Raw genomic sequence first — 26,202 nt, forward strand, 5'->3', positions numbered from 1 at the left:
TCAGCGGGAGGCGATGAGGCACACGGACCATTCGTCGGAAGGCCCGTTTCCCCGTCGCGGAACACCCCGTCCGCCGGTCCAAAACTCGTCCGCGCTGGCAGGTCTCCCGGCTTGCGGAGCAGGGTTTTGGCCCTTCGATCCCCGCCTTCCCGATTCCCAGAGGGAATCAGTGGCTTCGGGCATCTCTCCGGTCACGGTCGCGGGGGCGGCTGCATTTTGGACCCAAATCTTGCCGATTCGGACCCTATCGCATTCCCTCTTCGCCTGTCATAGGACAGGAACCAACGCCGGGCCACCATTTGCCGGTGGCCGCCTCTTGTCAAGCCGAAGGACCGGGACCGATGACGCCTGAACCGGATACCCAAACAGCCGAGGAAACAGACGCCCGGCACGCCGCAAAAATGGCGAAGAAGAAGGCCGCCCGCGACAAGATCATGGCGACCAAGAGCGGCGAGAAGGGCCTCATCATCGTCCACACCGGCGCCGGCAAGGGCAAGTCCTCGTCCGCCTTCGGCATGATCGTCCGCTGCGTCGCGCATGGCTTTCCCTGCGCCGTCGTGCAGTTCATCAAGGGCGCCTGGGACACCGGCGAGCGGCGCCTGCTCACCGGCCATTTCGGCGAGCTCTGCCAGTTCCACGCGATGGGCGAAGGCTTCACCTGGGAGACGCAGGACCGCGCCCGCGACATCGCCGCCGCCCGCGCCGGTTGGGAGAAGGCCAAGGAGCTGATCCTCGACGAGAACCTGCGCATGGTCGTGCTCGACGAGATCAACATCGCGCTGCGCTACGACTATCTCGACATCGCCGAGGTCGTCGAATTCCTGACGACGCAGAAGCCCGAGATGACCCATGTCGTGCTCACCGGGCGCAACGCCAAGGACGAGCTGATCGAGATCGCCGATCTCGTCACCGAGATGACGCTGGTCAAGCACCCCTTCCGCTCCGGCATCAAGGCGCAGGCCGGCGTCGAGTTCTGACGTCGATGGCACGCGCGCTGATGATCCAGGGAGCCGGCTCGGACGTGGGCAAGTCGCTCATCGTCGCCGGCCTCGCGCGCGCCTTCACGCGGCGGGCCTTGCGCGTGCTCCCGTTCAAGCCACAGAACATGTCGAACAACGCGGCCGTCACCATCGATGGCGGCGAGATCGGCCGCGCCCAGGCGCTGCAGGCGCTCGCCGCCGGCGTCGAGCCGCACACCGACATGAATCCGGTGCTGCTGAAGCCCGAGACCGATGTCGGCGCGCAGGTGATCGTGCATGGCAAGCGCATCGCGACCGCGCGCGCCCGCGACTATGCGGCGATGAAGCCTTCGCTGATGGGCGCGGTGCTGGAGAGCTTTGAGCGGCTGAAGGCGCGCGCCGACCTGGTTCTGGTCGAAGGGGCCGGCAGTCCGGCCGAGGTGAACCTGCGCAAGTCCGACATCGCCAATATGGGCTTTGCGCGCAAGGCCGACGTACCCGTCGTGCTGGTCGGCGACATCGACCGCGGCGGCGTCATCGCCCAGCTCGTCGGCATCAAGACGGTGATCGCCCCCGACGATGCCGCGATGATCCAGGGCTTTGTCATCAACAAGTTCCGCGGCGATCCCACGCTGTTCGACGATGGCTACAGGCTGATCGAGCAAAGGACATCGTGGCGCGGATTCGGCGTGCTGCCCTGGTTTGCGCGCGCCGGTGAACTGCCGGCCGAAGACGCGCTGGGCCTGACCGACGCACGCAAGCCCGGCCAATGCAAGATCGCCTGCCTCGCGCTGTCGCGCATCGCGAACTTCGACGATCTCGATCCGCTCAAGCTCGAAGCGAGCGTCGATCTGGTCATGGTGCGCCCGGGCGAAGCCATTCCAGGCGACGTGCGCCTCGTCATCATCCCCGGCTCAAAATCCACCCGCGGCGACCTCGCCTTCCTGCGCGCGCAGGGCTGGGACATCGACCTGCTCGCGCATTACCGCAGGGGCGGCCATGTGCTTGGCCTCTGCGGCGGCTATCAGATGCTCGGTCGCAGCGTCGCGGACCCCGATGGCATTGAAGGCCCCGCAGGTGACACGCCGGGCCTCGGACTTCTCGATGTGGACACGGTCATGAGCCCGCAGAAGACGCTGACCCGCGTCGCGGCGGTGCATGCCGCCACGGAGCAGCCGATCGAAGCTTACGAAATTCATATCGGCCGCACCGACGGGCCCGATCGCGCCCGTCCGTTCGCAAAGCTGAACGGCGAGCCGGAGGGCGCAATCTCGCGCGACGGACGTGTGCAGGGCAGCTATCTGCACGGCCTGTTCACGTCGGACGCTTTCCGCAAGGCGTATCTGGCGAAGCTGGACATTCCCGCAGGCGACGAGCCCTATCACGCCAGGGTCGAGGGCGCGCTCGAGGCGCTGGCCGATCACATCGAGAAGCATCTCGACGTCGAAGGTCTGCTTGCGCTAGCGCGCTAGCACCTCGGCAAGGCGCGTCCATTCGGCCTCGCTGCCGGGAAGCCCGAGCCGAAGCCATGTCGGCTCTTTCGCGAAAACACGCGACCAGATGTGGCCACGCGCGAGCTTCTCCTGCGCAGCCGATGCGTCCGGCGTCTCGTAGAGACGAAACAGCGACGTGCCGCCGACAAGCCGCCAGCCCTGTGCGCGCGCCGTCTCGTCGAGGCGAGCACAATCCTTCGCAAGGCGCGTGGACGTGGCCTCGGTCCAGGCATCGTCGCGCAAGGCGCGGCAACCGATCGCAATCGCTGCGCCCGAGACCGGCCACGGGCCCGACATCGCCGCGAGCCGGTCGATATCGGCGGCATTGCCGATCGCAAAGCCCAGCCGCAGGCCGGCCAGCCCATAGAACTTCCCGAAGGAACGTAAGATCAACAATCCCGGCCGGTCCGCCTCGGGCGCGAGCGACAATTGCGGAACGGCATCGACAAAGCTCTCGTCGATCACGAGACGACCGACGCGCGGCAACAATGTCAGCAAATCCTTCGGCGAATGATGCCGGCCGTCGGGATTATTGGGATTCACAACGACGGCGAGGTCCGCACCTGCCAGCGCGCCGGGCTCGCTGGCCTCAAGCACATCCCAGCCCGCGGCCGACAGCACGCCTGCATATTCATTATAGGTCGGCGCGAGAATGCGCGCGCAACCGCGCGGCGCCAATTGCGGCAGCAACTGGATCGCCGCCTGCGCGCCGCCGAGCGCGACAATCGGCGCGCTGGTGCGATAGGCGTGCCGTGCGGCCTGATGCAGCGCGTCGATTTCCGCACGTGACGGCAGCGCGCTCCACGCGCGCGCACTCACCTCGCCCGCGGGATAAGGCAGCCGGTTGATCCCGGTCGACAGATCGATCCAGTCCTCCGCGCGCCCACCAAAACCCTGCTGGGCCAGATCGAGATTTCCACCGTGCTCGCGCATGCCCCGTTGTTTCACGCGAAGGCGAGGATCGCAAGCATGACGGCAAGCAGCAGCATGGCGCGGCGATAGACCGTCAGCCCCTCGCCAATGTCGGCCGCGCGCGGATCGCGGGCGCCCTCGTTCAGCCAGGGCTCGTTCGTGATGCTTCCGTGATAGATCCGGGGGCCGCTGAGCCGCACGCCGAGCGCCCCCGCCATTGCCGCTTCCGGCCATCCGGCATTGGGCGAACGGTGACGACGCGCATCGCGCGTCATGCACGACAGCGCCTCGGATCGCCTCGGCGCCAGCAGCACGAACAGAAAGCCGGTCAGCCGCGCCGGAATGAAATTGGCGACATCGTCGATGCGCGCGGCGGCCCAGCCGAAGGCCTCGTGCCGTTCGTTGCGGTGGCCGATCATGGAGTCCAGGGTGTTGATCGCCTTGTAGCCGAGGATGCCCGGCAGACCGAACAGCGCGCCCCAGAACACCGGCGCTACGATCCCGTCCGAGGCATTCTCGGCAAGACTCTCGATCGCCGCACGGGCGATGCCGGCGTCATCCAGCGCCGCGGGATCACGGCCGACGATGCGCGAGACGGCCTCGCGTGAAGCGGCGATATCGCCGGCCAGCAAGGGAGCCGCGACGGCTGCGACATGATCGTGCAGCGAGCGCAGCGCGACCAGCGGCCAGGCCATGACGCCGATCAGCACGAACTGAATCCAGCCCGAGGGAAGCAGGGACTGAACCGCCCAGCCGATCGCAACGCAGAGGGCGATCACCAGAAGCGCTCCGGCGATGCCGGCAGCGCGGCGCAATCCCGATGGATCGGAATCGCGATTCCAGCCGGCATCAATGGCGCCGATCAGCCGGCCCAGCCAGGTCACGGGATGGCCGATCCGCGCGAACAGCCACGACGGCCAGCCCAGCAGGGCATCCACCGCCATCGCCACCACCATCGCGCCCGCAAAGCCCAAGCCTACCTGCAAAGCTGCCTCCTGTCCCGCCCCTGTTGCGCAAAGCGAGGGCCGAGCGCAAGCCCCGGCCCGCTGATTTCGGCTTTGTCTTTCGGCGTGATTGGTGATTAGTCAGCCCCAAGGAGACTTTGATGGCCGTCATCTTGATCACGGGCGGAGCGCGATCGGGCAAGAGCAAGCGTGCGGAGACGCGCACGCGCGCCTTTCCCGGGCAGCCCATCTATGTCGCGACGGCCGAGGCGCTCGATGCCGAGATGGAGGCCCGTATCGCCAAGCATCGCGCACGCCGCGGAACCGACTGGCTCGAACGCGAGGTGCCGCTCGATCTCGTGCCCGCACTGGTCGCGACAGATGGCGGCGGCGCACGGCTGGTGGATTGCCTGACGTTGTGGCTCTCCAATTTGATGCACGCCGAGCGCAATTGGGAGCGTGAGGTGACCGAACTCGCCAGGGCCCTGCCCCGCTTGAAGAGCCCCGTCGTCCTCGTCACCAACGAGGTCGGCCTCGGCATCGTCCCCGACAACGCGCTGGCGCGGCTCTATCGCGACGCAGCCGGACTCATGAACCAGATGATCGCGGCCGCCGCCGACGAGGTCGAGTTCGTGGTCGCCGGCCTTCCCATGAAATTGAAATGATGTCGCGCGCCGAGCTTCTCAAGGACATCGTTGCCGATCTCAGGATGGCGGCATCGTTCGTCACGATCCTCCCGGTGGCATCGTCGCAGCCTGCAGCCGATGGCGCCGTTGCGCGCGCGACCTGGGCGCTTCCCGTTGCAGGATTGCTGGTCGGCCTTGCCGGCGCGTTCGTCTACAAGGTCGCCATCCGCGTCGGCCTGTCGCCGAACCTTGCCGCCCTGCTCGCCTTGGCCACGACCGCACTCATCACCGGCGCGCTGCATGAAGACGGTCTCGCCGATACCGCCGATGGGCTCGGCGGCGGCCGCACGCGCGAGCGCAAGCTCGAGATCATGCGCGATAGCCGGGTCGGGACATACGGGGCCTGCGCGCTGATCCTGTCGTTCGGCCTGCGTTGGAGCGCCCTTGCGACCATCGCTCATCCCGTCGCCGTCGCGCTCGCACTATGCGCCGCGCACGCCGCTGCCCGCGCCGGCGTGCCGGCCTTCATGGCCCTGGTCCCGCCAGCACGGCCGGACGGGCTTTCGGCGAGCGCCGGAGCACCACCGGGCCGCAGCATCGCCATTGCGTTCGCGCTAGGAACGCTCGTGCTCGTCCTGGCGTTGGGGCCGGGCAAGGCGCTGGTCGGCCTGATCCTGCTGTCGCTCGCAGGCCTGATGCTGGCGCGGCTCGCCATCCGCCAGATCGGCGGACAGACCGGCGACATCCTCGGCGCGTTCGAGCAGCTGGGCGAAATTCTCATCCTGCTCGTCGCGGCCGCCTTCCAGATGGGAGGTTAGGTCATGGTTGAGTTCGACGACGATTTCCGCCGGCAATTGCGCGAGCTGTTCGTGTGGCGCCGCGACGTGCGCCGCTTCCGCAGCGATCCGCTGCCGGAAGGCGCCATCGCGCGATTGATCGAGACCGCCTGCCTCTCGCCCTCGGTCGGTTTGAGCCAGCCCTGGCGCTTCGTCATTGTCGACGATGCTGCGCGCCGCCGCGCGGTGATCGACGATTTCAGGGCGTGCAATGCCGACGCCTTGAGCTGCTATTCCGGCGAGCGCGCCGCGCGCTACGCCACGCTGAAGCTGTCGGGCCTCGAACAGGCGCCGGGCCACCTCGCCGTGTTCGCCGACAAGGCTAGCGACATCGGCCACGGCCTCGGCCGCGCCACGATGCCGGAGACCACGGAATATTCCGTGGTCGCCGCCATCACCGCAATGTGGCTTGCCGCGCGCGCCGAAGGCATCGGCCTCGGCTGGGTGTCGATCCTGACCCCGGATCGCATCCACGCCATTCTCGACGTGCCCGAGAGCTGGAAGCTCATCGCCTATCTCTGCATCGGCTATCCGGAAGCCGCGTGCGACCAGCCGGAGCTGGAGCAGGCGAAATGGGAGCACCGTCGCGGCGCGGACGAGTTCACGCTGCTGCGTTGATCGGCTGCCTCAAGCTCGTCACTCGGACGCCGTCACCAATCCATCCTCCGTCATTGCGAGCGAAGCGAAGCAATCCAGACTGTCTCCGCGGAAATAGTCTGGATTGCTTCGTCGCAAGAGCTCCTCGCAATGACGGCGGAGAGAAAAGCGCGACCTTCCGCTACGACTTGCTCCTGCCCGCAGCCGGCGCGGCGCTTTCCTGCTTCTGGAACATCAGGAGCGGCCGGAAGATGACGCGGCCGTAGGCCTCGTAGTGGTTCTGGGTGGACACCGCCATCTTCACCGGCGTCGCATAGTTCGCCTCGAAGGTCATGAACTGCGCATAGGTCCAGGAGAAGCCGACGCCGACGGAGGCCATTTCGGTGACGCCGGGGAAGGTCGAATAGACCGCACCCCAATCGGTGAAGATGTAGGTGTCGAAGCCCCTCAGCCATTGCGACCAGTTGTAGTGCAGCTCGGCGTTGAAATAATAGCCGCTGTCGCCGGAGGCCGCGTTGGACGGATAACCGCGCACGGTGGTGGGGCCGCCGATCGAGAAGATCTGGTCGCCCGGCAGCAGCTTCTCCTGCGTGTACTGCCAGCTCGCCAGCACGTTGGCGCTGAAATTCGCGGGCCCCGCGGCGCTGGTCGCAAGCATGGAGCCGGTATAGGTGGTGAACGCGCGGTTGCCACCGAGGACGTGATCGTGCCACGCAACGTAGTTCACTGCCGGCGAGACCGTGATCGAATAGGTGTTGCCGGACTTGGTCACCGAGACGCCCGCCGTGGATTTGTCGTAGTGATCGTCGGTGACGGCGACGGTGGCAAAACGGCTGACCGTCTTGCCCTCGGTCAGGGCGGCGTTGAGCAGCACCAGCCAGTCCTGCGTCACCCAGACCGGCTGGCTGAAATTGACCGCGGCCTGGCTCGATCGGCCGGTGACGTCGAGCGCGACGAACGGGCCCTGGACGATCTTGATCTTGCCTTCGGTATAGCTGACGCCGGCGCGGCCGCCCCAGGGATTGACCGGGATGTTGTAGGCGACATTGCCGTTGAGATTGCCGTCGGAACGAACGCCGTAGAAGGTCAGGCGGTCGTCGACGCCGAACAGGCCGTGGCGCTTGTAGAAGGCCCCGCCTTCCCAGCGCCCGGTGTTCTCCGCGCCCTGATTGTCGGTGAAGAGCTGCAAGGTGTCGACCGGCGGCTCGATCACGGCGAACTGGAGATCGGTGAGGCCGAAGCTCGTGCCGGGCTGCAGCAGCGCCTTGATCTGCACGTCGTTGGTCCGGTTGAACCAGATCACGTCGCGGTTGAGCTTGGGAACGTCGAGGACCTCGCCTTCGGGCTCCTTCACGCGATCGAGGATGTAATCGGTGCGGGTCTGCTTGTTGCCCTCGACGGTCGTCTTCTGGAGCCGGCCCTCGGTGAGCTTGACGCGAACGATGCCGCCCTTGGCGTCCTGCTCGGGCAGCGTCGCGATGCCCGTGACGATGCCGCGCGCGGCATAGACGGCGTTGATGTCGGCGACGAGCTGCAGCAGCGCTGCGATGTCGACGTCCTTGCCGACATACTTCTTCGCGATCTCGTCCAGCTCCGCCGGCGTGATGAACTTGGACTCGTCGAACGTGACCTTGCGCAAGCGAAATTTCGGCCCGCCCGGCTTCAGCAGCTGGGACTTTTCCCGCTCCCCGCCGATCACCGCAGGCCCCGTTATCTTGGGCGGCGCGCTCTGCTGTTCGAGCTGGCGGCGCTGCCGGTCGACGTCGTTCTGGATCACGCCGGGATTGATCGACTGGGCGCGCGCGGATGCGATGCAGGACGCTGCAAGCCCGACCGCCAATGCTGCCCCCAGAATCCGCATCCCGAATCCAATTACCATGCCTCGGCAAGACGGCCAATCGCCGGCTTCGCCGTCTCGATCGCCGCGTCCTTCCAGCCCGCGCGTCCCGCACGCTGCCCCTTCTGGCGCAGCTTGCGCATGTCGCTCAGTCCCTCGATGTTGACGGCGGGACCGGAGCCGACGGCCTCGACCGGCCGCGGCATCAGCAGCGCGTCGAGCCGCGCCTGGCCGGAGAGGCCGAGCAGGTAGAACGTCCCCCCGTCCTTCTTCGCGAGCCAGCTCTCGATGCTCTCCTTGCCCTCGCCGTCGACCGCAACGTTGCGCATCATGCTGGCACCGGTGAAGTCGTTGCAGCAGGTGTGGCTCGGCCCGTAATTGGTGACGGTCGCGGAAACGCCGCCGGTATAGAACACCACATAGGCGTTGCTGACGTTCGCGTTGCCGGCCTGGCTCATCGTGAACACGCCGCCCGGCTGGTAGAGCTGGAGCGTCGCCCAGTTGGACGGCGCCGGCGTGCGGTTGTTGAGCAGCACCTGCTGGGTCGCCGTGGTGAGCATCAGCTGGCCCGGCACGTAGCCATTGAGGATCGAGACGGTGTGTGCGTCGGTCCAGAAGTTCGCATCCATCGCCCTGAACTGATTGACGATGATGCTGTCGGGGTCGATCGACACGTTGGCGTACTTGGCGACGCCGCCGTTATAGCCCGTGATGTTCATGATCAGCGGGATCGCCGGGTTCGACCGGATCTGCTCGCCCCTGACGTTGATCGTATCGGCCGCAAGATCGAGCTCGCTCACGACGCTGACCCAGTTGATCGTCAGATCTCCGGACGAGCGCATCTTGACGACGTTGCCGCTGACGCGGTCGAACGAGACCGATCCGGCCACTTCGAAATGGGTATCGCCGTTGGCGGAGATCGAGCCGCCGCGAAGCGAGCCGGTGTCGGACGTGGCGCTGAGGTCGCCGGCATCGCCCGGGATGCCCGTCGTGGTGAGCTGGTTGAAGACGATGTCATTCACGGCGTGCAGGGTCTGCGTGCCGCCGCTGATGGCGGTGCCGACGGTGATGCCTCCTGTCGTCGCGGTGACGTCGAGCGTGCCACCGGCGTTGAGATTATCCCAATGAACGACCGTGCCGCTGAGGACCGCATTGCCGGTCGAGGCCGTGAGGTTGTGACCGGTGTTGGTGCCCGCCGCGATCAGCCTCGCCGAGCCATGAGCCGAGACCGAGCCCAGCGTGGTCACGCCGCCCGAAGTCACCGTCTGCGCCAGGATGAAGCCAGTGTCCGCGGTGACGTTGATGCTGCCGGCGTCGCCATTGATGCCCGTGGTGGTCAGCGCGTTGAAGGTGACGTTGTCGCGGGCGTGGATGGTCTGCGTGCCGCCGCTCTGCGCGGTCTGGAACGTGATGCCGCCCTGCGCCGCGGCTGCGCCCAGCGTCGTCCCGGCATTGAGGACGTTCCAGTTGATCGGGCCACCGTTGGCCGTCAGCAATCCGGAGCCGGTCGTGGCGGCGAACATGTTGCCCGTGATGGTCGTGGCGGCAAGCAGGCTCGCCGAACCATGGGCTGACACCGAGCCCAGCGTCGTCACGCCGCCCGAAGTCACCGTCTGCGCCAGGATGAAGCCGGTGTCCGCGGTGACGTTGATGCTGCCGGCGTCGCCATTGATGCCCGTCGTGGTCAGCCCGTTGAAGGTGACGTTGTCGCGGGCGTGGATGGTCTGCGTGCCGCCGCTCTGCGCGGTCTGGACCGTGATGCTGCCCTGCCCCGCGGCCGCGCCCAGCGTCGTCCCGGCACTGAGGACGTTCCAGTTGATCGGGCCACCGTTGGCCGTCAGCAATCCGAAGCCGGTCGTGGCGGCGAAAATGTTGCCCGTGATGGTCGTGGCGGCAAGCAGGCTCGCCGAACCATGGGCCGACACCGAGCCCAGCGTGGTCACGCCGCCCGAAGTCACTGTCTGCGCCAGGATGAAGCCGGTGTCCGCGGTGACGTTGATGTTGCCGGCATCGCCGCTGTTCCCGCTGGTCGCGAGCGACTTGAACGTCAGGTTCTGGGTGGCATGGACCGTCTGCGAACCGCTGCTATCGGCCGTGCCGACGACGATGCTGCCGTTGTTGGCGACGGCACGGAAGGAGCCGCTCGCACCGGTCGCCGTGCCCGCAACCACCTGGTCGAGCGTCAGGCTGCCGGTGCCGACGATGTCCACGCTGCCCTTCACGGCCGACAACAGGTCCGCCTCGGTGTCGGTAAGCGCCTTGACGTAGATGTCGCCCGCGCTCGCGCTCGCCGACAGCCGCACGGCGCTGAGGGCGAGCCGGCTCGTCGCACTGCCGATGCCGTTCGATCCGCTCAGCGACACTCCGGCACCCGCGCCGGAGGCGACGAACTTGGTCTGGCCGTCGCCGTTGTCGATGATCGCGCCGAGCGAGGCGACGCCGCCGGCGGTGACGATGATCGACGGCGCGTTCGAAGCAGCCGCATAGGACAGGGACGAATTCAGCTGGCCGATCGTCGCATCGCCGGTCGTCGTCACCGAGATCGAGCCGGGCGCGTTGATGGCGGAATAGGCGCCCATCGACAGCGTCGCGGCGACGAGCGTCACGCCGCTCGTGCTGCTGGTCGCAACCACCGGCGCCGCGCTGGTGCTGCCTGCGAAGGTCATGCCGCGGTTGGCGAGCAGCTGCATCAGGCCGCCGCTGGTGATGCCAGTGTTGAGCGTGAGCGCACCGCGCGCCACGTTCAGCGTCAGGGCGCCGCCGGCCGTCAGCGATCCATAGGGACCGCTGGTGCCGACCGCGAGATCGCCGGTCACAGCGAGGATGCTGAGGTCGCCGACCGCCGAGCCGGTCACGGCGCCCGAGATGTTCACCTGCAGCGGCTGGAAGGCCCCGCCGTTGAAGCCGATGCTGCCGCCGGCGCGCAGGTCGAGATCGGTGCCCAGGATGTGGATCGCACTGCGGTCCGTGAAGTCGGCTTCGGCATAGATGCTGCCGGTCGCCGTGAGCTGGATCGCATTGCCGGCGGAGATGTTGCCGAGGATCAGATCGCCGGTGGTCTGCTTCACGTAGATGCCTTGCGCCGACGACACGTGGTCGAGCTGGTCGTTGGCGGGATCGGCGAAGGCGATCTGGATCGCGTTCGCATTGGTCGCGGGATTACCCCCTGTGGTTCCCGAGGGAGCGCCGACATTGCCGCGCTCGGCGATCAGGGTCAGGTTGGCGATGTCGCCCGAGATCACGGCCCCACCCGCATTGGCGGAGATACCGCTGACGGCGTCGAGCTTGACGTCGCCGCGGCCGGTCACCTGGATGCCGTTGGCCTGCGCGGCCGTGATCGGGCCGTAGTTCGCGGTGACGCCACCGAGCGAGAGGCTGTTCTTGCTGCCGAGATAGATGTTGGTCAGCGCCTTGGCCGAGATCGCAATCGGATTGTCGACGACCACGAGGTTCTGCTGCGACAGGCTGACCGTATAGGTCGTGACATGCGTGGTCGGATCGATGACCGCACCGACGGTGAGCTGGCCGGGACCGGCGGTGGCCAGCAATCCCCTCTGCTCCGGCGTCAGCGAGGAGGCATCGACGCTGGTGAAGGTGAAGGTCTGGGGCGCTGCCGAATTGCCGACCGAGCCGCGCGGCGCGTAGAGCATGATCTGGTTGGCGCTGACGTTGGCCACGACGTTGTCGTCGATCGGCGGCGGGGCCGCGCCGACGGCCGAGGACGACACGGTGTAGGCGAGCTGGCTCTGCGTCCACTGCGAACCCGCCGTGATGATGCCGTAGACCCGCTCGGTCGAGGCCAGCGTGTAGCTGTAGGTCGCGCTATAGGCGTTCAGCGCGGTCTGCAGTGCCGTATTGCTCGGCATGCGCTGGTTGGCCGTCGAGACACCGTCGAACAGCTTGGTGAACAGCGTCGACGACAGCGAGCTGCCGAACAAGGTTCCCAGCGGATCCGAAGGCGCGCTGCCGAGCAGGCTGGTCAGCGAGGTCTTGAGCTCGTCGGTGGTGATCTTGCCGAGCAGGAACTGATCCCGCAGGAACCGCGTCGTGGCCTCGGTCTTCATCTGCGTCGCGGTGACGTCGGCAGGGTCGATGCCGAGCTTGGCCGCCACCTGCGCCCGCAGCACCGTCTGCCCCACCGAGGTCGGGTTGTAGGTGCTGCCGTTCGGGAAGGCGATGTTCCTGAGCTGGAAGTAGTCGTTGTAGGCCGACGTCACCATCGCCTGGTAGCTGTTGACGGCGTTGGTGGCGGCGTTGCCGCTGAGCAGGTCGAGGCTGGTCCAGACGTCCTGCAGATGCTGGCTCTGCGCCTGCGTGAGGCCGACCGCCGCCCGGCCGTTCAGGATGCTGGCCTGGTTGCCGTCGGAGCCGGCAGCCTCCAGGAACACCGGGCCGCCGATCGACTGGATCGTGCCGAGGCGCAGGTCGCCCTTGGACTGGATGACGTAGGTGCCGGTGGCCGAGGCGCTGTCGAGCACGCCGCCATCGACGGCCCCGCTCGCCTGCGTCGTGCCCGTCGCCTGGATCACCAGCGGATTGATGTTGGTCAGGGTCGAGGCGCCGTTGACGACGGCGCTCGTGGCGCCGATCGCACCGGAGGTGGAGTTGATCTCGATATTCTTGCCGATCACGACCGGGTTGGCGACGTTGTAGGCAGAGGCCGAGTTGATGTCGCCGGTCGCCGACAGGAACACGTTGCCCTGCGGCGTGGCGCCTGCCGAATTCACCTTCACCTGGTTGATCGAGAGCGCGCCGATGGCCGAGATCGCGATGTCGCGGTCGATCGAGCTGGCAGTCAGGCTGCCGCCATAGAGCTGCACCTGGACAGGCGCCTTGGTGGTGCCGAGCGTGCCGATGCCGCCGTCACCCCGAAGCGTCACGCTCGTCCCCGAGATCACCGGGTTGTTGGCATTGGCGCCGACCGTGATCGTCGAGTTGGCGCCGGTGGCGGCAAGCGTCGTCGCGCCCTGCTGGTTGTTGATCGACCCGTTGATGACGATGCCCGAGGTCGAATTGACCACGACGTCGCTGCTACCGCCGCCGGTGAACTTGATGTTGATCGGGTTCGACGCCTTGACGGTGTTGGTCAGGGTGAGCGTCAGGTGATCATAGATCGCCTGGTACCAGTTGTACTGGGCGTCCGCGCCGCAACACTTTTCGGGGTGGGTGTTGAGCGGATTGATGTTGCCGTGCGAGTCTACGCCGTCGGCCCAGTGATAGCTGCCGGTGGCGGTGGTGACCTTCTGGTAGTTGCTGGCCTGCGTACCCGAAACCAGGCTGATCGAGCGGGTCCAGTTCTCCCCGGTGGTCTGATTGGGCGTGAAGTGCCAGCCGTAGTCGAACTGCGTGCTGTTCGTGGGTCGATCCACCGTGGCGGTGTCGACCCACTGGTAGAGCATGTTCGCCTGCGTCGCGTACTGGATACCGGCCGTGCCAGTCCGGGCTGTCAGCATCGACGGGTCGATCGCGGCCGCAGTGACGCTGTTGGTCTGGTATTTCGTCACCTGCTGGTTGCTCGCCGCCTTGGGATCGTAGACATACCACGTCGTCTTGCCCTGGAGCTGGTCGACGATCTCGACCACGCTCTGGGCGGTGGCGCTGGTATTGATGGCGTTGGTGACGAGCGCAAGCCCGCTGGTGTTGTTGACCGTGACCGTGCCGGCGCCACCCTTGATCTCGATGTTTCCTTGCGTCTGGGTGTTGTCGGTCGAGGTCGAGATGATCTTGCCGTTCAGATAGACGTAGCCGCCGGCACCCTGCGCAACACCGTTCAGGATGAGCTGGTCGGTCAGAGCGTTGTACCTGACCCCGATCTTGGCGTCGCCGCTGGCCGACGCCGTCACGGAGCCCGAGACGTCGTAATAGACGCCGTTGCGCGCATTGGCCTGGGCCGCGGCAAAGTCCGCGCCGCCGTTGCGGTTCTTGAGGCCGTTGCTGCCATAGATGGCATCGTACGCCGCGGCGCCGATGTTGACCGAGTAATTGCTGCTGGAGCCGGCCTGGATGGTGCCGTTGATGTTGATCACCGACGCCGAGATGATCACCGCCTGTCCGGTGATCGTCCGAGTGGACGTCGCGGTGGCCGGCGTATCCGCGGTCTTCGCCGTGATCGCATCCGGCTGGATGTTGATGACCTGGAAGAAGGCCGAGCAGCCCGCGCAGTTGAACGGCGTCTTGTACGGACCGCTATCCGCGTAGACGTTCCGCCCGTCATAGGTCGTCTTCTCCCACGGCGCAGTCGAGATGACCTGACTGGTCGGCCCCTCGATCTGCTGGAGCGTGCTGACGCTCGGTACGCTGCCGGCGTTGGGATTGCCGTTGCCGGGCGCGCCCTGGCCCATCGGCAGGAAGATCGACGAATAGAGCGAGGTGCCGTCGTAGAACGTCATCAGCATGCGCGCGGTGAAGATCGTGCTGGCGTCGGCGTTGCCTACCGGTGCATAGATGCCGCTACTGCCGCTGGCGCAGCAGTAATAGAAATATGGGTGATCCCCTCCCGAGCCGATATGGGGAGCGGTGTAGTAGTCGCCGTAGGCACCGAGATAGGTGGCCGCCGTCATCACTGCCGTCAGCGCGTCTTCGGGCCTGTCTTCAGTGGTGGCCCATTGCGAGGTGACCGCGCTGCCGCTGTCGTAGAAGCTCCCGATACCGCCGAGGAAGGTGAAGGTGCCTTTGGGCACTACGATCTGGACGGTCGCGGCACTGAGCGACTGCGATGCGACGACGCTGCCGAGATTGTTGATGATCTTGAGCAGGCCGTTGGCGTTGTTGACGGCGCCATTGAAATAGATGTCGGGCGTGCGGGTCAGCACGTTGCCGTTCTGGTCGATGCCTTGACCTGAGTCAGGATCCAGGCGGTTGTAGGTGGCGGAGACGTCGATGACCGGCGTCGCGCTCGGCATCGCGGTGAAGGTCACATTGGAGTGCGAATCCGGGTCAACATGGTCGATCTGGCGATAGGTGATGTTACCTCCGGTCACATCGGTGACCGTGAGGTTGCCCAGGCTCATGAAGTCGAGGCCCTTGTTCTCGATCTTGATCAAAGGCGAGCTGCGCGCGATGACCGCGGGCGCGGCAGGATTCGTGCCGCTGTTTCCGGTGAGCTTCTGCGCCAGGATCGAGACGTTGCCGGCGGACACCAGGATGTCGCCGAACGCAAAGGCGTTGCCGGGCGCGTCGGAGGTGAACGGCGCCTGCTTGATCAGCGTATCGATCTGCCGCTGGATGTCGCCGGTCGGATCGGTGCCGGACGGCGACATGCTGGCGGGCGACGTCGGTGTCGCCGCCGCGAGTTGGGCGCGGATCTGCGTCGCGGTCAGGCCGGTCAGCGTCGCCAGCTGGCTGACGACCAGATCGTACGGATTGAAGTTGCCGACGATGGTGTACTGGACCGTCTGGTGGTTCCAGCTCATCACCGAACTGAAGTGGTTGACGTCGGAGACGGACTCGAGGACCGACGAGGAGCCGTTGGTCAGCGTCGAGTCAGGACTGGTCGTGCTCAATGTCGGCGTCGATGCGCCCAGATTGATCGTGATCGTCAAATCGTTGTTGACGCCGGCAACCACCCGGCCGTTGAGCGCGACATCGCCGGTTCCGCTGGTGTGGCTGTGGTTGTCGCTGTTCTTGGCGCTGAAGATGTCGAGATACGGGTTGTAATTGCTGCCGTTGCCGGTGGCCGTGACCTGCCCCTGCGTGGCGCCGAGATAGATGTCGCGCGCGCCGAGAATGCTCGAGGTCGGGGCCAGCGTCAGGCTCGTGGTGTCGTCGGCATTGGCCGTGCCGCGATAGAGCGCCGAGATCGGAATGGCGGTGTTGTTGTAGACGACCGTGGTTGCCGTCGCCTGGATGCTGCTGAAGACGGTGCCGTCGCCGGACAGGCCGGCATACATGGTGATGTCACGCCAGGCCACGATCTTCGCGTTGTCGCCGACATTGACGGACTGGGTGGCATGGACCCAGCTGTTGGTGCTGGCGCCGACGCCCGCGATCGCGCCGTAGAGGCTGGCATTGGCGTTGTTCGCCGCCGCCATCTTCGCGGCCGTGCCGACATAGATCTTGCCGGCACTGAACAGCTCTCGGGCGTTGATGTTGACCGCGAGCGTGGCATTCGCCGTCATGTTGGATTCGGCGCCGCCGCCGGCGAAGAAGCTGGCGGTGGCGAGGCTCGCGGTATCGTTGGTGTTCAGCGTGTTGTAGGCCTCGATGTTGATCACCGCGGTCGAGGTCCTGGGATCGTCGTTGAGGCTCAGCACCGTGCCGACGCCGATATTGGTATTGACGCGCTGGGTCACGAAGGACTCGCTCAGCGCCGCCGCTCCCGAGAACGATCCGCCCGAGCCCGATCGCGCGCCGCCGCCGGCCTGGTTGACGACGTCGTTGGCGATGACGACCATGTCGCCGGCCGCCGAGTTGATGATCAGATGCGTCCCGATCTCGGCCGTCGTGGTGGAGTCGACGTCGTTCCTGGTCTTGCCGGCGGACACGCCCGCCGTGGACGCCTGATAGGCGTCGCCGCTCGCGGCGTAATTCGTGGTGTGCGTCGCCTTGATCGTGAGGCCGCCGAGATAGAGCGTGTCGTCCGTCGAGCCGCCGTCGAACCGCGCATTGGTCACGGCGGTCGAATTGGTGGTGGCGACCGCTGCCGCACCGGCATAGGTTCCGCCCGCGCCGACAAGCGCGTTGGAGACATTGGTGTCCGTGCCGTCCGCCCGGATCGTGAGCTTGCCGGTGTAGGCGGCCCGGTTCAGGGCATCCATGTCGGCAGGTGCGCCCAGATAGGCGTAGGTCTGCGCGTTTGAGGACGTCTGGGCGACGGTGGCGCCGAGGGCCAGGAAGCCACTCGAGAGCCCGGTCCCTTCGGCATATTGCGAACTGTCGTTCTCGGCCTTGATGGAGACGTCGGCGTTGGGGAGCCGGATTCCCGCCCCGCCATAGGCCTTGACCGTGGCATTTTCGGAGGCCTTCGCGTAGCTGCCCTGCGCGCCGATCAGCGAGCCGCCGCCACCGGCGAGTGCCTTGGCCCAGGTCGTCGTGCCATAGATCAGCGTCGTGACGCCGCCACTTGTCTGCGTTCCGATGATGGGCACCAGCGCCATCGCGGTCACGGCGAGCTTGCCGCCCGAGAAGCTGGTGTTGTCACCGACATCCGCGGTGACCGTCGCGCCGACCGTCGACTGGGCGATGGCAACGCCGACCGCGCCGCCACCGACCGAAACGCCGATCGCCTCGCTCGATAGATTGGGCGTGATCGCAGCTCCCACCAGTGTGCCGTCTCCGGCCGTAGACGTGGTGATCGCCGCGCCGGCCCCGATCTCGGCAAGCACGCCCGAATCTTCGTGAGCCTCTGCATCCGCGCCGGCGCCGGCAACGATGCCGCCCGAGAGCGCCGTTGCAGTCGTGCTCATCGTGCCGGCGCCCGAGGCCCCGACGCCCAGTGTCGACGTATTGATGGTCGCGCCGTCCAGGACCCGCGCTGTCACAGAGCTGTTGCGGCTCGCCGTTGCGACCGATGCGCCGACGGCCACGGCGCCGGCGCTGGCGCCTCCCGTGAAGACGACCTGGCTCGTTGAATCCTGCGCCAGGACACCGACGCCGGTGCCGCCCGTCCCCGTGATCTGGCCACCGAGCGTGGCCACCACGGTGTTGCTGACATTGCCGACGGCCACGGCGGCCTGGGCGCCGAAGTAGAGCCCCGCGCCGCCGGCGATCGCCTCGGTGTCGATGGTCTTGCCGGCGTAAGGTCCGTCGGTGGCGTCCTTGACGATCGCCGTGACGTTGACGGCCGGCGCCGACGCGACCAGGGGCGTATCCGCAGCCACCAGATTGCCGGCGCCATTGCGTCCGTAATCACTCAGATTGGCGAACACGGTGCTGTTGACGCTGGTGTAGCCGATGCCGGCCCCGATGCCGAGATTCTTCGCAAAGCCGGCGCCGAGGAGATACATCTTGGCCGCATTGGCGCTGGTCGCGGCGACATTAACCTGCGTACCCGTGACGTTGCCGCCCGCGATCTGGGCGATGACCGCGTCATTGCCGCCGCTCAGGACATTGCTGACGTCGTAGGTCGAGCTGACATTGGCGCTGTTCGGATTGCCGGCCGTGCCGCTCGCGACGGCGCCGCTGCCCTGGCTGTTGCTGGTGCGGCTGTTCACGGACGCGATGGTGCCGTTGCCACCCTGATTGAGCTGGCCGGTCTGCTGGCCCTGGGTGTCGGCGTCCGCGGTGTTGGTGCCGATGATGATGACGCCGACGGTCGCGCCGATGCCGACGCTGCCGCCGATGCCGGCGGTGACCGCATAGGACAGCACCTCCTTGGTGCTGAGCGCGTTGACGTTGATCGCGCCGGACGAATTGAGATTGCTGTTCCAGCTCTCGGCGACGGTCCGGCTCTTGAACACGATGACGTTGGCCGCAGCGCCGACGCCGACCCCTCCTCCGCTGGCGCCGACCGCGAGCGCGCCCGCGATCTCCTTGATCGCGACGTCCTCGTTGGCGTTGACCGTGACCGCGCCGGCCGCACCGCCCGTCACACCCTGCAGCGTGGTGTCGTAGACGCCGGCGATGGTGGTGTTGTTGGCGACCTCGATGTTCGCCATGCCGGCGATCGCGGCGGTGCCCGTCGAGAGCGCGCCACCGATGGCGTAGGCTTCGAAGCGGTTCTTGGTCTTGGCCTCGACGTCGAGCGCGCCGCTCAAATTGAGCGCGGTGGTGTGCGCGGCGCCATTGCCCTGATAGCGAAACTCATCGCCGACATAGGCCAGCGTCCGGTTCGAGGAGACCTGGACCAGGAACGCCGCGCCGATCGCGGCCTGGCTGCCATAGGCGCCCGAGCCGTTCGCGGAGAAGATGCCGGTGTTGTTGTTGGCGTTCACCGTCAGCGACGAAGCGGTCAGCGCGCCGCCGTCGACATAGGCTTCCGTGGTCGCCTGGAAGACGTTCAGGCCGACCGAGCCGGTGTTGAAGCCGATCGCGATCGAGGACGCATCCTGCTCCGCATTGGCCTTCACGGTCACGGCGCCCACCGTCGCGCTCGACGACTGGACGCCGCCGACTGTGGCATTGGTGATATAGGCGAAGGTTTCGCGCGACATCGTCGTCGAGACGATCGTCGCGCCACCGCCGCCGCTGCTGCCGTAGGCGATGCCTGCGCCGAACGCGCCGGAATAGGAGAAGCTCGACGCCGCCACCTCGACCTGCGGCTTGAGCGTCGACGAGGTCAGGCGCGTGTCGATGGACGCGCTGTCGATATAGGCTCGTGTCGCCCCGCTCATCACGTTGGTGATCGGGTTGATCATGATCGAGATGCCGCCGCTCGCGGCGACCGACGCGACGTTGGTCACGACAGCCTGGTGCGAGCTCGCGACCACGGCGAGGCCGCGCAGGACGTCCTGGTTCTCGGTGAGGTCGGGCGTAGTGTCGGTCGGCGCGTGGGCCGTGCCGAGATCAAAGGCATGAACGAGCGTGCCGTTGTTGACCGACAGCGTATCGGTGGTGCTGGTCCCGATCGCGTCGACCTTGGTGTTCACTCCCGAGATGTAGGCGGCGGTGGTTCCGGTGATCTGGTTGGTCACCAGCGAACCCGCGCCGCCGGCCGCGCCCTTGCTGATCGACAGGGCGCCGGCGAACACGGCCGCCTTGTCGTTGTTGCCCGCGACCACGCCGACATTGTTGGTGGCCGTGACATCGGCCCCGTTGATGCCGTTGGTGCCGGCGGCAGTGATGTTGGCGGTGACGTTGGTCCCCATCAGATTGGTGGCGACCGAACCGGCGAGCCCAACCTGCGAGGACATCGCAACGCCGACGGCGACGGTCGAGATGGCGGCATTCGAATTCGCACCGACGGCGACGCTGCCGGATGCGGTCAGCTTGGAGCCGGTGACGCCGGCACTGACATTGTTGGCGATGCTGCTGTAGACGAGCGCGAGGCCCGCGGCGCTGCCTTGCGTCGAGGCGCCCGCGATCGCGGCGGTTCCGGTGATGCTGGAATTGTCGGTCGCGTTGACGGAGATGTTGCGGCTCGTGACGGACGATTGCGACGCGCTCGACAAATTGTTGCCGATGGCGGCCGAAACGGTATTGGCGATCGAACTGATCGTCGTGCCGCCGACGCCGGCGAACTGCCCGGTCGCAAGGCCAAAGCCGATCGTGACCGCCTGGATCTTGGAGGAATCGACCGCACTGACGCGGACATTGCCCGGGGCCGACATCAGCACATTGGCGATGTAGGCCGAATGCGTCGTCGCAACGGTGTTGTAGACGATCGAGGCGCCGACATTGTTCTTGCCGGCCTGGATCAGGCCCGCAACGGAGACGATGCTGGCGCCAGGACCGTTACCCGTGCCGTCGTTGAGAGCGGCTGCGCTAAAGTCGATGCAGTTCTGCGTCCCCATGCCGCCGGCGGCCGTGCAGGTGTCGGTGGCGAGATGGTTGTTGTTGCTCTTCTTGACGAGGTTGCCGAGCGCCGTATCCAGGTCCGCAACGGCCCCGCTGTCCGCCAGCACCGTCACGCCGCCGACATTGATGCTCACCGTCGAGCCGCTGTTGATGTAGGCCGTGGTGGTCGGCGTGATCTCGCTGACGACGACCGCGCCGGCAAGGCTGTTGGCGCTGGCCCCTCCCCCGCCCGAGGCCGCACCAGCCGCAATCACGCTGGCGCTGTCGGCCATCACCAAGAGGGTGTCGTAGTTCGAGATCGCGGTGCTGCGGATATGCGCGTCGGTCGCGTTGCCGCCGGTGGGATCGCCGATCGAGGCATAGGTCAGCCCGATGCCGACGCCGGCCTGGCCGCCCGAGATGTAGAGCGAGCCGCCGCCGATCGCGATGTTCGTGGTCTGGTAGGCGTCGACCTCGAGCGCCCGGTTGACGCCGCTCGCCTGCCCCGTGATCGTCGAGCTCTCGATATAGGCGTTGGCGCTGTCGGTGATGATGCCGACCGAAGCGGACAGCGACGCCGAATTGGATTTCGATCCCGCCACGCCGATGGCGACGACCGTTTCCGAGCCGCCATTGAGCGCCTGCACGGTCACCGAACTCTGGTTGTTCATCGTGGCGCCGTAGATATAGGCGAGCGTCGCGTTGTTCGACATCGCCGCGGCAATGGCACCGCCGATCGCAGCTCCCTGGGCGGATGCCCCGGCCAGATTGAGTGCCGCCGAACCGGAGCCACTGTTGAGCATCGTGTCGTTCAGGGCCTGAACGATCGTGCTGGTCGTGACGGTGCCAGCCGTCGTGTACTTGTTGACCGTCGTGTTCCTGATATAGGCGCTGGTGCCGAGCGCGACGTCCCCGATCGACGAACTGCCGGCGAGATCGATACTGAAACCGTCGGTGCTCGAGCCCGAGCTCGAGCCGATCTTGCTCGCGGCCGTCGCCACGCCGGCGGCCCCGCCGGTCGCACCTGCACCGGCGGCTCCCGCCTTGTCCGAGAAGCTGGAGGCTTGCGGCTCGGAGATCGAAGCCGCGACCGCTGCGGTCGTGATGCGTCCGGACGTGGTCGCACTGATCGTGAGATTGTCGACGTTGACGGCCCCGCTGCCGCCGCCATTGCCGGCGAACGGATCGTCGGCGCTGAAGGGACCGGGCCTGATATCGGAATGATTGTCGCCGATATAGGCCGACGTGTCGGTGTTTGCACCGAGATAGGCGACCGCCAATCCGACGGCCGAACCGCCGCTGGTGTTCCGGCTCATTGCCCCCGCCAGCGTGATGACCGACAGGTCCTGCTGCGCCAGGATTCCGACCGTCGGAGCGTAGACGGTTGCCTGGCTCGATATCGACGCATGAGTCGTGTTGTTGAGGAAGCCGAGCGAGGTGATGCCGTTGAGCGCCAGTGCGCCCGCAGCCTTGCCGGACGTCGGAGCAACCGCAATGAACTGATCGGAGGTGATGGCGTTGACGGCGATATCGCCCGCCGCTCGCACCGTCGCGCCGTCCGAAATGCCGGCGATGGTCCTGGTGTTGAACTGAACGAGATTGAGCGCGCCGCCGACCGAGGAGCCGCCCGACGTGTTGCCGGGCAGGAAGCCGAGCGTACCGACATTGCCGGCCGCGTCGATCGAGGCCGTGGTCGTGGTCGCCGCGATCTGGATGCTGGTGTCGTAGGTGTGGACGTCACCGTTGTTGACCGTCGCGGACCAGCTGCTGCCGCAAGCCGCGGTGGTGCAAGTCGCGGTCAGACTGGCGCTGCCGGCTACCCACGCCGTCGTGTTGTTGTTCACGACGAAATGGTTCAGCGAGCCGGCGAGGCCGATCGTGTCGCCGGCGTCGGCCGTAGCGTTGGCATAGCTCGTCAGGATATTGCCGCCAACGCCGAGATTGCCGTTGAGATGGCCGAGGACCTCGGTCAGTCCGTCCCACTTCAGCCAGGTATTGGTGATCGGCATCGAGGTGGTGGCGTCAACGGCGATGTTGGCCGCGTTGACGGTGGTGCCGCTGCCGATATAGGCGTTGGAATTGTGGTTGAAATTGCCCCAGGCGAGCGCCGCGCTGATCGCGACGCCCTCGCCGCTGGTAACGTCCTTGGTGATCGCGGAAGCCGTCGCATTGCTGCGCACGCCCCGATCGATGAGAGTGCTGACGACCGCGACGTTGCCGCTGACATAAAGGCTCGGCGCGCCGCCGCTCGGATTCTGGCCGATCGATGCCGTCGCGTTTTCAGTGCTGTTGGCCAGCGACAGCGCACCGGCGGCCTTGAAATTGAAGTTCACCGGCATCAGCGAGACCATCTGCTGAGCCATCATCCCCGTCAGGCTGGGGCTGGAGACCAAGAACTCCTGGATCGCGCCGACCAGGGCCGGCGTACCGACAATGGTCGACGCCATGGTCGAGTTGCTCGTCGTATTCGAGGTCGCCTCGACCAGAACGGAGCCGTTCATCCGCGACGACGCGCTGGTGCCCAGCGACGAGCCGAGCTTCGCGTTTGCGGATGTGGTGACGTCGCTGATCGCGAGCGCCCCGCCAACACCACCGCTGGCGGTCGGCGTGCTCAGCGCAACCGACGTGGCGCCGGTCGAGAACGAGTTGTTGTTGATCGCCCGCACTGTCAGCGAGTTGCCGGATGCATTCACGGTGCCGACGGAAAGGTTCGCGCCGGTCCCGACATTGGCCGTGGTCGAGACCGAGCCGGTGGAATAGGCCACCGTCTCGACGAATTGCGCGCTGGAGGTCGCGGCGACCGCGGTAACGGCCAACGTTGCATCGTTGATGGCGTGGATGCCGAGGCTGCCGCCTGCGCTGATCGTGGCGCCGGAGGCAACATTGGTGCTGACATTGCCGTCGATCTTGCCGACGACAGCGGCGGCGCCGATCGGCGAGCCGCCGATCAAGGTGCTCGCAATCGCCGGATCCTGCGCCGTCTCCGAACCATGCGAGGCGATGGAGACGTTGCCGGTGCCGTTGATGTTGGCGTTGCCGTTGATATTGACCGTCGCGGTGGCGCTCGCGGCCACGTAGCCGCCGTTGATGCCGAGCATCGAGGCCGCGAGCGTGGTGCCCACCAGCGTAAAGAGGCCAGGGACCGAGCTCGTAAAGCTGGACGACGCCGTCGAGACCGATGCGATCGTGATGTCACCGCCGGTGATCCGGCCGTCGACCGTAATTCCCGACGTCGCAGTGGCTTGGCCCGACAGCTTGCTGTCGCTCGCCGTCGCCGCGAGCGTCACATTGCCGCTGGTGTAATGCGTGCTGGCGGCGTTGACGGTCTGCGCGAGAATTTGCGCGCCGTTCTGGATATCGATTATCCGCGCCTCTATCCGGATGTCGTTGGCATTGCCCGTCGAATATCCATTGGCATCGAGACGACGGGTATCGACCACCGCGTGGGCCGCCAGCGTGACCGAGTTGTCTGCCTGGATGAGGTAGGTGGCACCGGCGCTGAGCCCGTTGATCGCAGCCGCGACCGAGCCGTTCGACAGCGTCACGCCGGCGTCGCCCTGGGCGGTATCGCCGATGACCAGGTCGGTCGGGTCGATCAGCAGCGTGCCGGCCTTGCCGTTGTCCGCGCTGAGTTTGACCTTGATGCCTTGGCCGATGTCGATCACCCCGTTCGCGCTGAAATCGACCAGGCCCGCATTACCGGTCTTCGCGCTGGCGTTGAATTTGGCCCCGCCTGACACCGTCAGGTTCTGCGCCGCCTTCAGCCGGATCTCGCCGGCATCGCCGGTCTTGCTGGCAATGTTCAGCCGGGCGTTCTTGCCGATCTCGATGTTGTTGCCGGCCTGCACCGTGATGTTGCTCGGCGTCGCGGTCTGGCTCTTCGCGGTCAGGCGCCCGTTGACGCGGGCGTTGTTGACGGCGCCGATATGGATCGAGCCGTTGCTGACGGTGATCGAGCTGGCGCTGCGCAGGCCCTTGGAATTGACGGAGGCCGCGAACTTGGCGGCATGATCGAGATTGGCGATGTCGCGCTGGCTGGCGCCGCCGACGAAGACGTTCTGCCCGGTCAGGCGGACGCCGTCCTGCGCGTTGACCCGGCCGTAGATGCGGATGTTGCCGTCGGGCGAGACCGGGAACGAGCCCGCCATGAGATTGCCGACGGCCGACTGGTTGATCTGTCCGCCCGCACCGATCAGGCTGTCGGTGAATTCGCGCGTCGGCGTCGAGACGTTGAGGCTGCCGACATTGACCACGCCGCTGCGGCCGACCACGAAGCCCTTGGGATCGGCGAAGTAGACGTTACCGCCGATCGCGCCGTTCATGTAGGAGTTCAGCGTGCCGTTGACGTAAACCGGCGCGTCGCGGACGATGTTGACGAGGTTTTGCGTGCCCGTCGGCAGCTGCAGATTGACGGTATTGCCCTGCCCGACGCTGAACTGCGAGAACGAGTTGAAGGCGTTGTTGCCCGACACCGTCGACGTCGTGACATTGGTGACGCTGCCGGAGGTCTGCAGGGACGTTCCGGTGCGTCCGTCCGGGAGGATGACGTTCGCCGTCTGCGCCCGGACGCGGACGCTGTACACCGGCAGGAAGACCATCTGCATCGCGCAGAGCAGCGACATCGAACGGAAGCGCGAAAGCTTCCGCAACGTCGTCAGCTCGTCATCGTCTCGCGCCGCAGATGGTCCGCGCATGTCAGATCCTCTTCATCGGCATTGGCACCGATCCACAACCGGGTGGGAGAATGTCGTGCGATCCGGGCATCAGAACTGGCCGGGCGGCAGCTTGAAGATGTCGGGGCTCTTGGCGTCGGCCACGTAGAACAGCAGCAGGCTGGTCGGGGTCAGCACACGCTGATTGTTCTCCTTGTTTTCGAACGTGCCCTGCAGCAGCAGGATCACCGAGCGATCCTTGGCGTCGCTGCCGCGGAACATCACGATGCCGCCGGCGACGGGCATGTTGACCGCGATGGAATCGGGCTTGAAGCCCTCGCCCATGAAATGGGCGCGCAGGATGTTGGCGTTGGAGAACAGCTTCTCCGGTGTGATCGCCGCGTCGGTCCCCTTCGACCAGACCGCGCCGACCTGGATCAGCGACTTGGACTTGTAGCCGAACACGTAGGAGAGCTCGGCGGTGCCGCCGTTCGGCAGCAGGTCCGGAACGGACAGCAGGATGCTGTGGGTCAGCTCGGCGGCATTGTCCTGCGCCCTGATGGCGTCGGGCTTGACGTTGAAATCCTTCGCCATCGCCGCGCGCACATCGGCCTCGTTCATGCCGAACTTGGCGGAGCGGAAGCCATCGATCGCCTTGCTCTTGTCCTCCGCGCCCGGCGCCTCGGCCGACGGTGCCCCGGCGGCGACAGGTGTGCCGGCTGCAGCGGGAGCACCGGCCGCAGCGGCCCTGGGGGCCGGCGCGGCCTTCTGCTTCGGCACGGCGCCCTGCGCCGCAAGCGGCCCGGCAGCAACGGAGGTGAGCAGGCCGACGACGGCCGGAATGAGATAGATCTTGCGCATCGAAAACCTTCGAAACAACTTGAAACAACGCTTCAAAAATCGGCAGCTGCGAAATCGGCTCCCCCGAACCGTCACCGCAACCGAGACGGAAAATGCTGCAACGCCGCAAGGCG

Annotated in this window: 10 protein-coding genes and 1 riboswitch; of the genes, 5 read left to right on the forward strand and 5 right to left on the reverse strand. The window is 66.4% G+C overall.

Annotated elements, in window-relative coordinates; translation table 11 throughout:
- Positions 1-79: 79 nt before the first annotated feature.
- A riboswitch (cobalamin riboswitch) is annotated at positions 80-301 on the reverse strand.
- Positions 302-341: 40 nt separating this feature from the next.
- Both cobO and CO669_RS08295 read left to right on the forward strand, forming a co-directional pair.
- Entirely contained in the window at positions 342-977 is a 636-nt protein-coding gene (gene cobO, locus CO669_RS08290; RefSeq protein WP_097659287.1) for a cob(I)yrinic acid a,c-diamide adenosyltransferase, read from the forward strand.
- Positions 978-982: 5 nt separating this feature from the next.
- A complete protein-coding gene (locus CO669_RS08295; RefSeq protein ID WP_097659288.1) occupies positions 983-2,431 on the forward strand; it encodes a cobyric acid synthase in 1,449 nt (482 codons plus the stop codon).
- Here the strand turns inward: CO669_RS08295 and cobD are convergent.
- Both cobD and cbiB read right to left on the reverse strand, forming a co-directional pair.
- Entirely contained in the window at positions 2,420-3,385 is a 966-nt protein-coding gene (gene cobD / locus CO669_RS08300; RefSeq protein ID WP_198963895.1) for a threonine-phosphate decarboxylase CobD, read from the reverse strand. The two genes, CO669_RS08295 and cobD, sit on opposite strands and share 12 nt — an antisense overlap.
- An 11-nt stretch (positions 3,386-3,396) precedes the next feature.
- Positions 3,397-4,320: an adenosylcobinamide-phosphate synthase CbiB gene (gene cbiB / locus CO669_RS08305; RefSeq protein WP_097659405.1), complete on the reverse strand. Its 924-nt coding sequence runs from the start codon at positions 4,318-4,320 to the stop codon at positions 3,397-3,399.
- A gap of 149 nt (positions 4,321-4,469) precedes the next feature.
- On the opposite strand from cbiB, the gene cobU reads away from it, so the two are divergent.
- Genes cobU through bluB form a run of 3 tightly spaced genes read left to right on the forward strand, consistent with a single transcriptional unit; the run spans position 4,470 to position 6,388 of the window.
- Positions 4,470-4,973 (forward strand): bifunctional adenosylcobinamide kinase/adenosylcobinamide-phosphate guanylyltransferase, encoded by a 504-nt coding sequence (gene cobU, locus CO669_RS08310; protein WP_097659290.1) that lies wholly within the window; start codon positions 4,470-4,472, stop codon positions 4,971-4,973.
- A complete protein-coding gene (gene cobS, locus CO669_RS08315) occupies positions 4,970-5,752 on the forward strand; it encodes an adenosylcobinamide-GDP ribazoletransferase (RefSeq protein WP_097659291.1) in 783 nt (260 codons plus the stop codon). The genes cobU and cobS overlap by 4 nt, the downstream gene beginning before the upstream one ends.
- Positions 5,753-5,755: 3 nt before the next feature.
- Positions 5,756-6,388, forward strand: coding sequence for a 5,6-dimethylbenzimidazole synthase (bluB, locus tag CO669_RS08320; protein WP_097659292.1), 633 nt, complete (start codon positions 5,756-5,758; stop codon positions 6,386-6,388).
- 160 nt (positions 6,389-6,548) lie between these two features.
- Here the strand turns inward: bluB and CO669_RS08325 are convergent, their stop codons facing one another.
- The 3 genes from CO669_RS08325 to CO669_RS08335 all read right to left on the reverse strand — a co-directional run bounded on the left by CO669_RS08325 (position 6,549) and on the right by CO669_RS08335 (position 26,089).
- The gene (locus tag CO669_RS08325) at positions 6,549-8,228 is read right to left on the reverse strand and encodes a ShlB/FhaC/HecB family hemolysin secretion/activation protein (RefSeq protein ID WP_097659293.1); all 1,680 of its coding nucleotides are present in this window, start codon (positions 8,226-8,228) and stop codon (positions 6,549-6,551) included.
- Positions 8,229-8,239: 11 nt separating this feature from the next.
- Entirely contained in the window at positions 8,240-25,270 is a 17,031-nt protein-coding gene (locus tag CO669_RS08330; protein WP_097659294.1) for a leukotoxin LktA family filamentous adhesin, read from the reverse strand.
- Between the two features lie 69 nt (positions 25,271-25,339).
- Positions 25,340-26,089: a hypothetical protein gene (locus CO669_RS08335; protein WP_097659295.1), complete on the reverse strand. Its 750-nt coding sequence runs from the start codon at positions 26,087-26,089 to the stop codon at positions 25,340-25,342.
- Positions 26,090-26,202 lie beyond the last annotated feature (113 nt).

The organism is Bradyrhizobium sp. Y36 (assembly GCF_002531575.1).
Classification (GTDB): Bacteria; Pseudomonadota; Alphaproteobacteria; order Rhizobiales; family Xanthobacteraceae; genus Bradyrhizobium.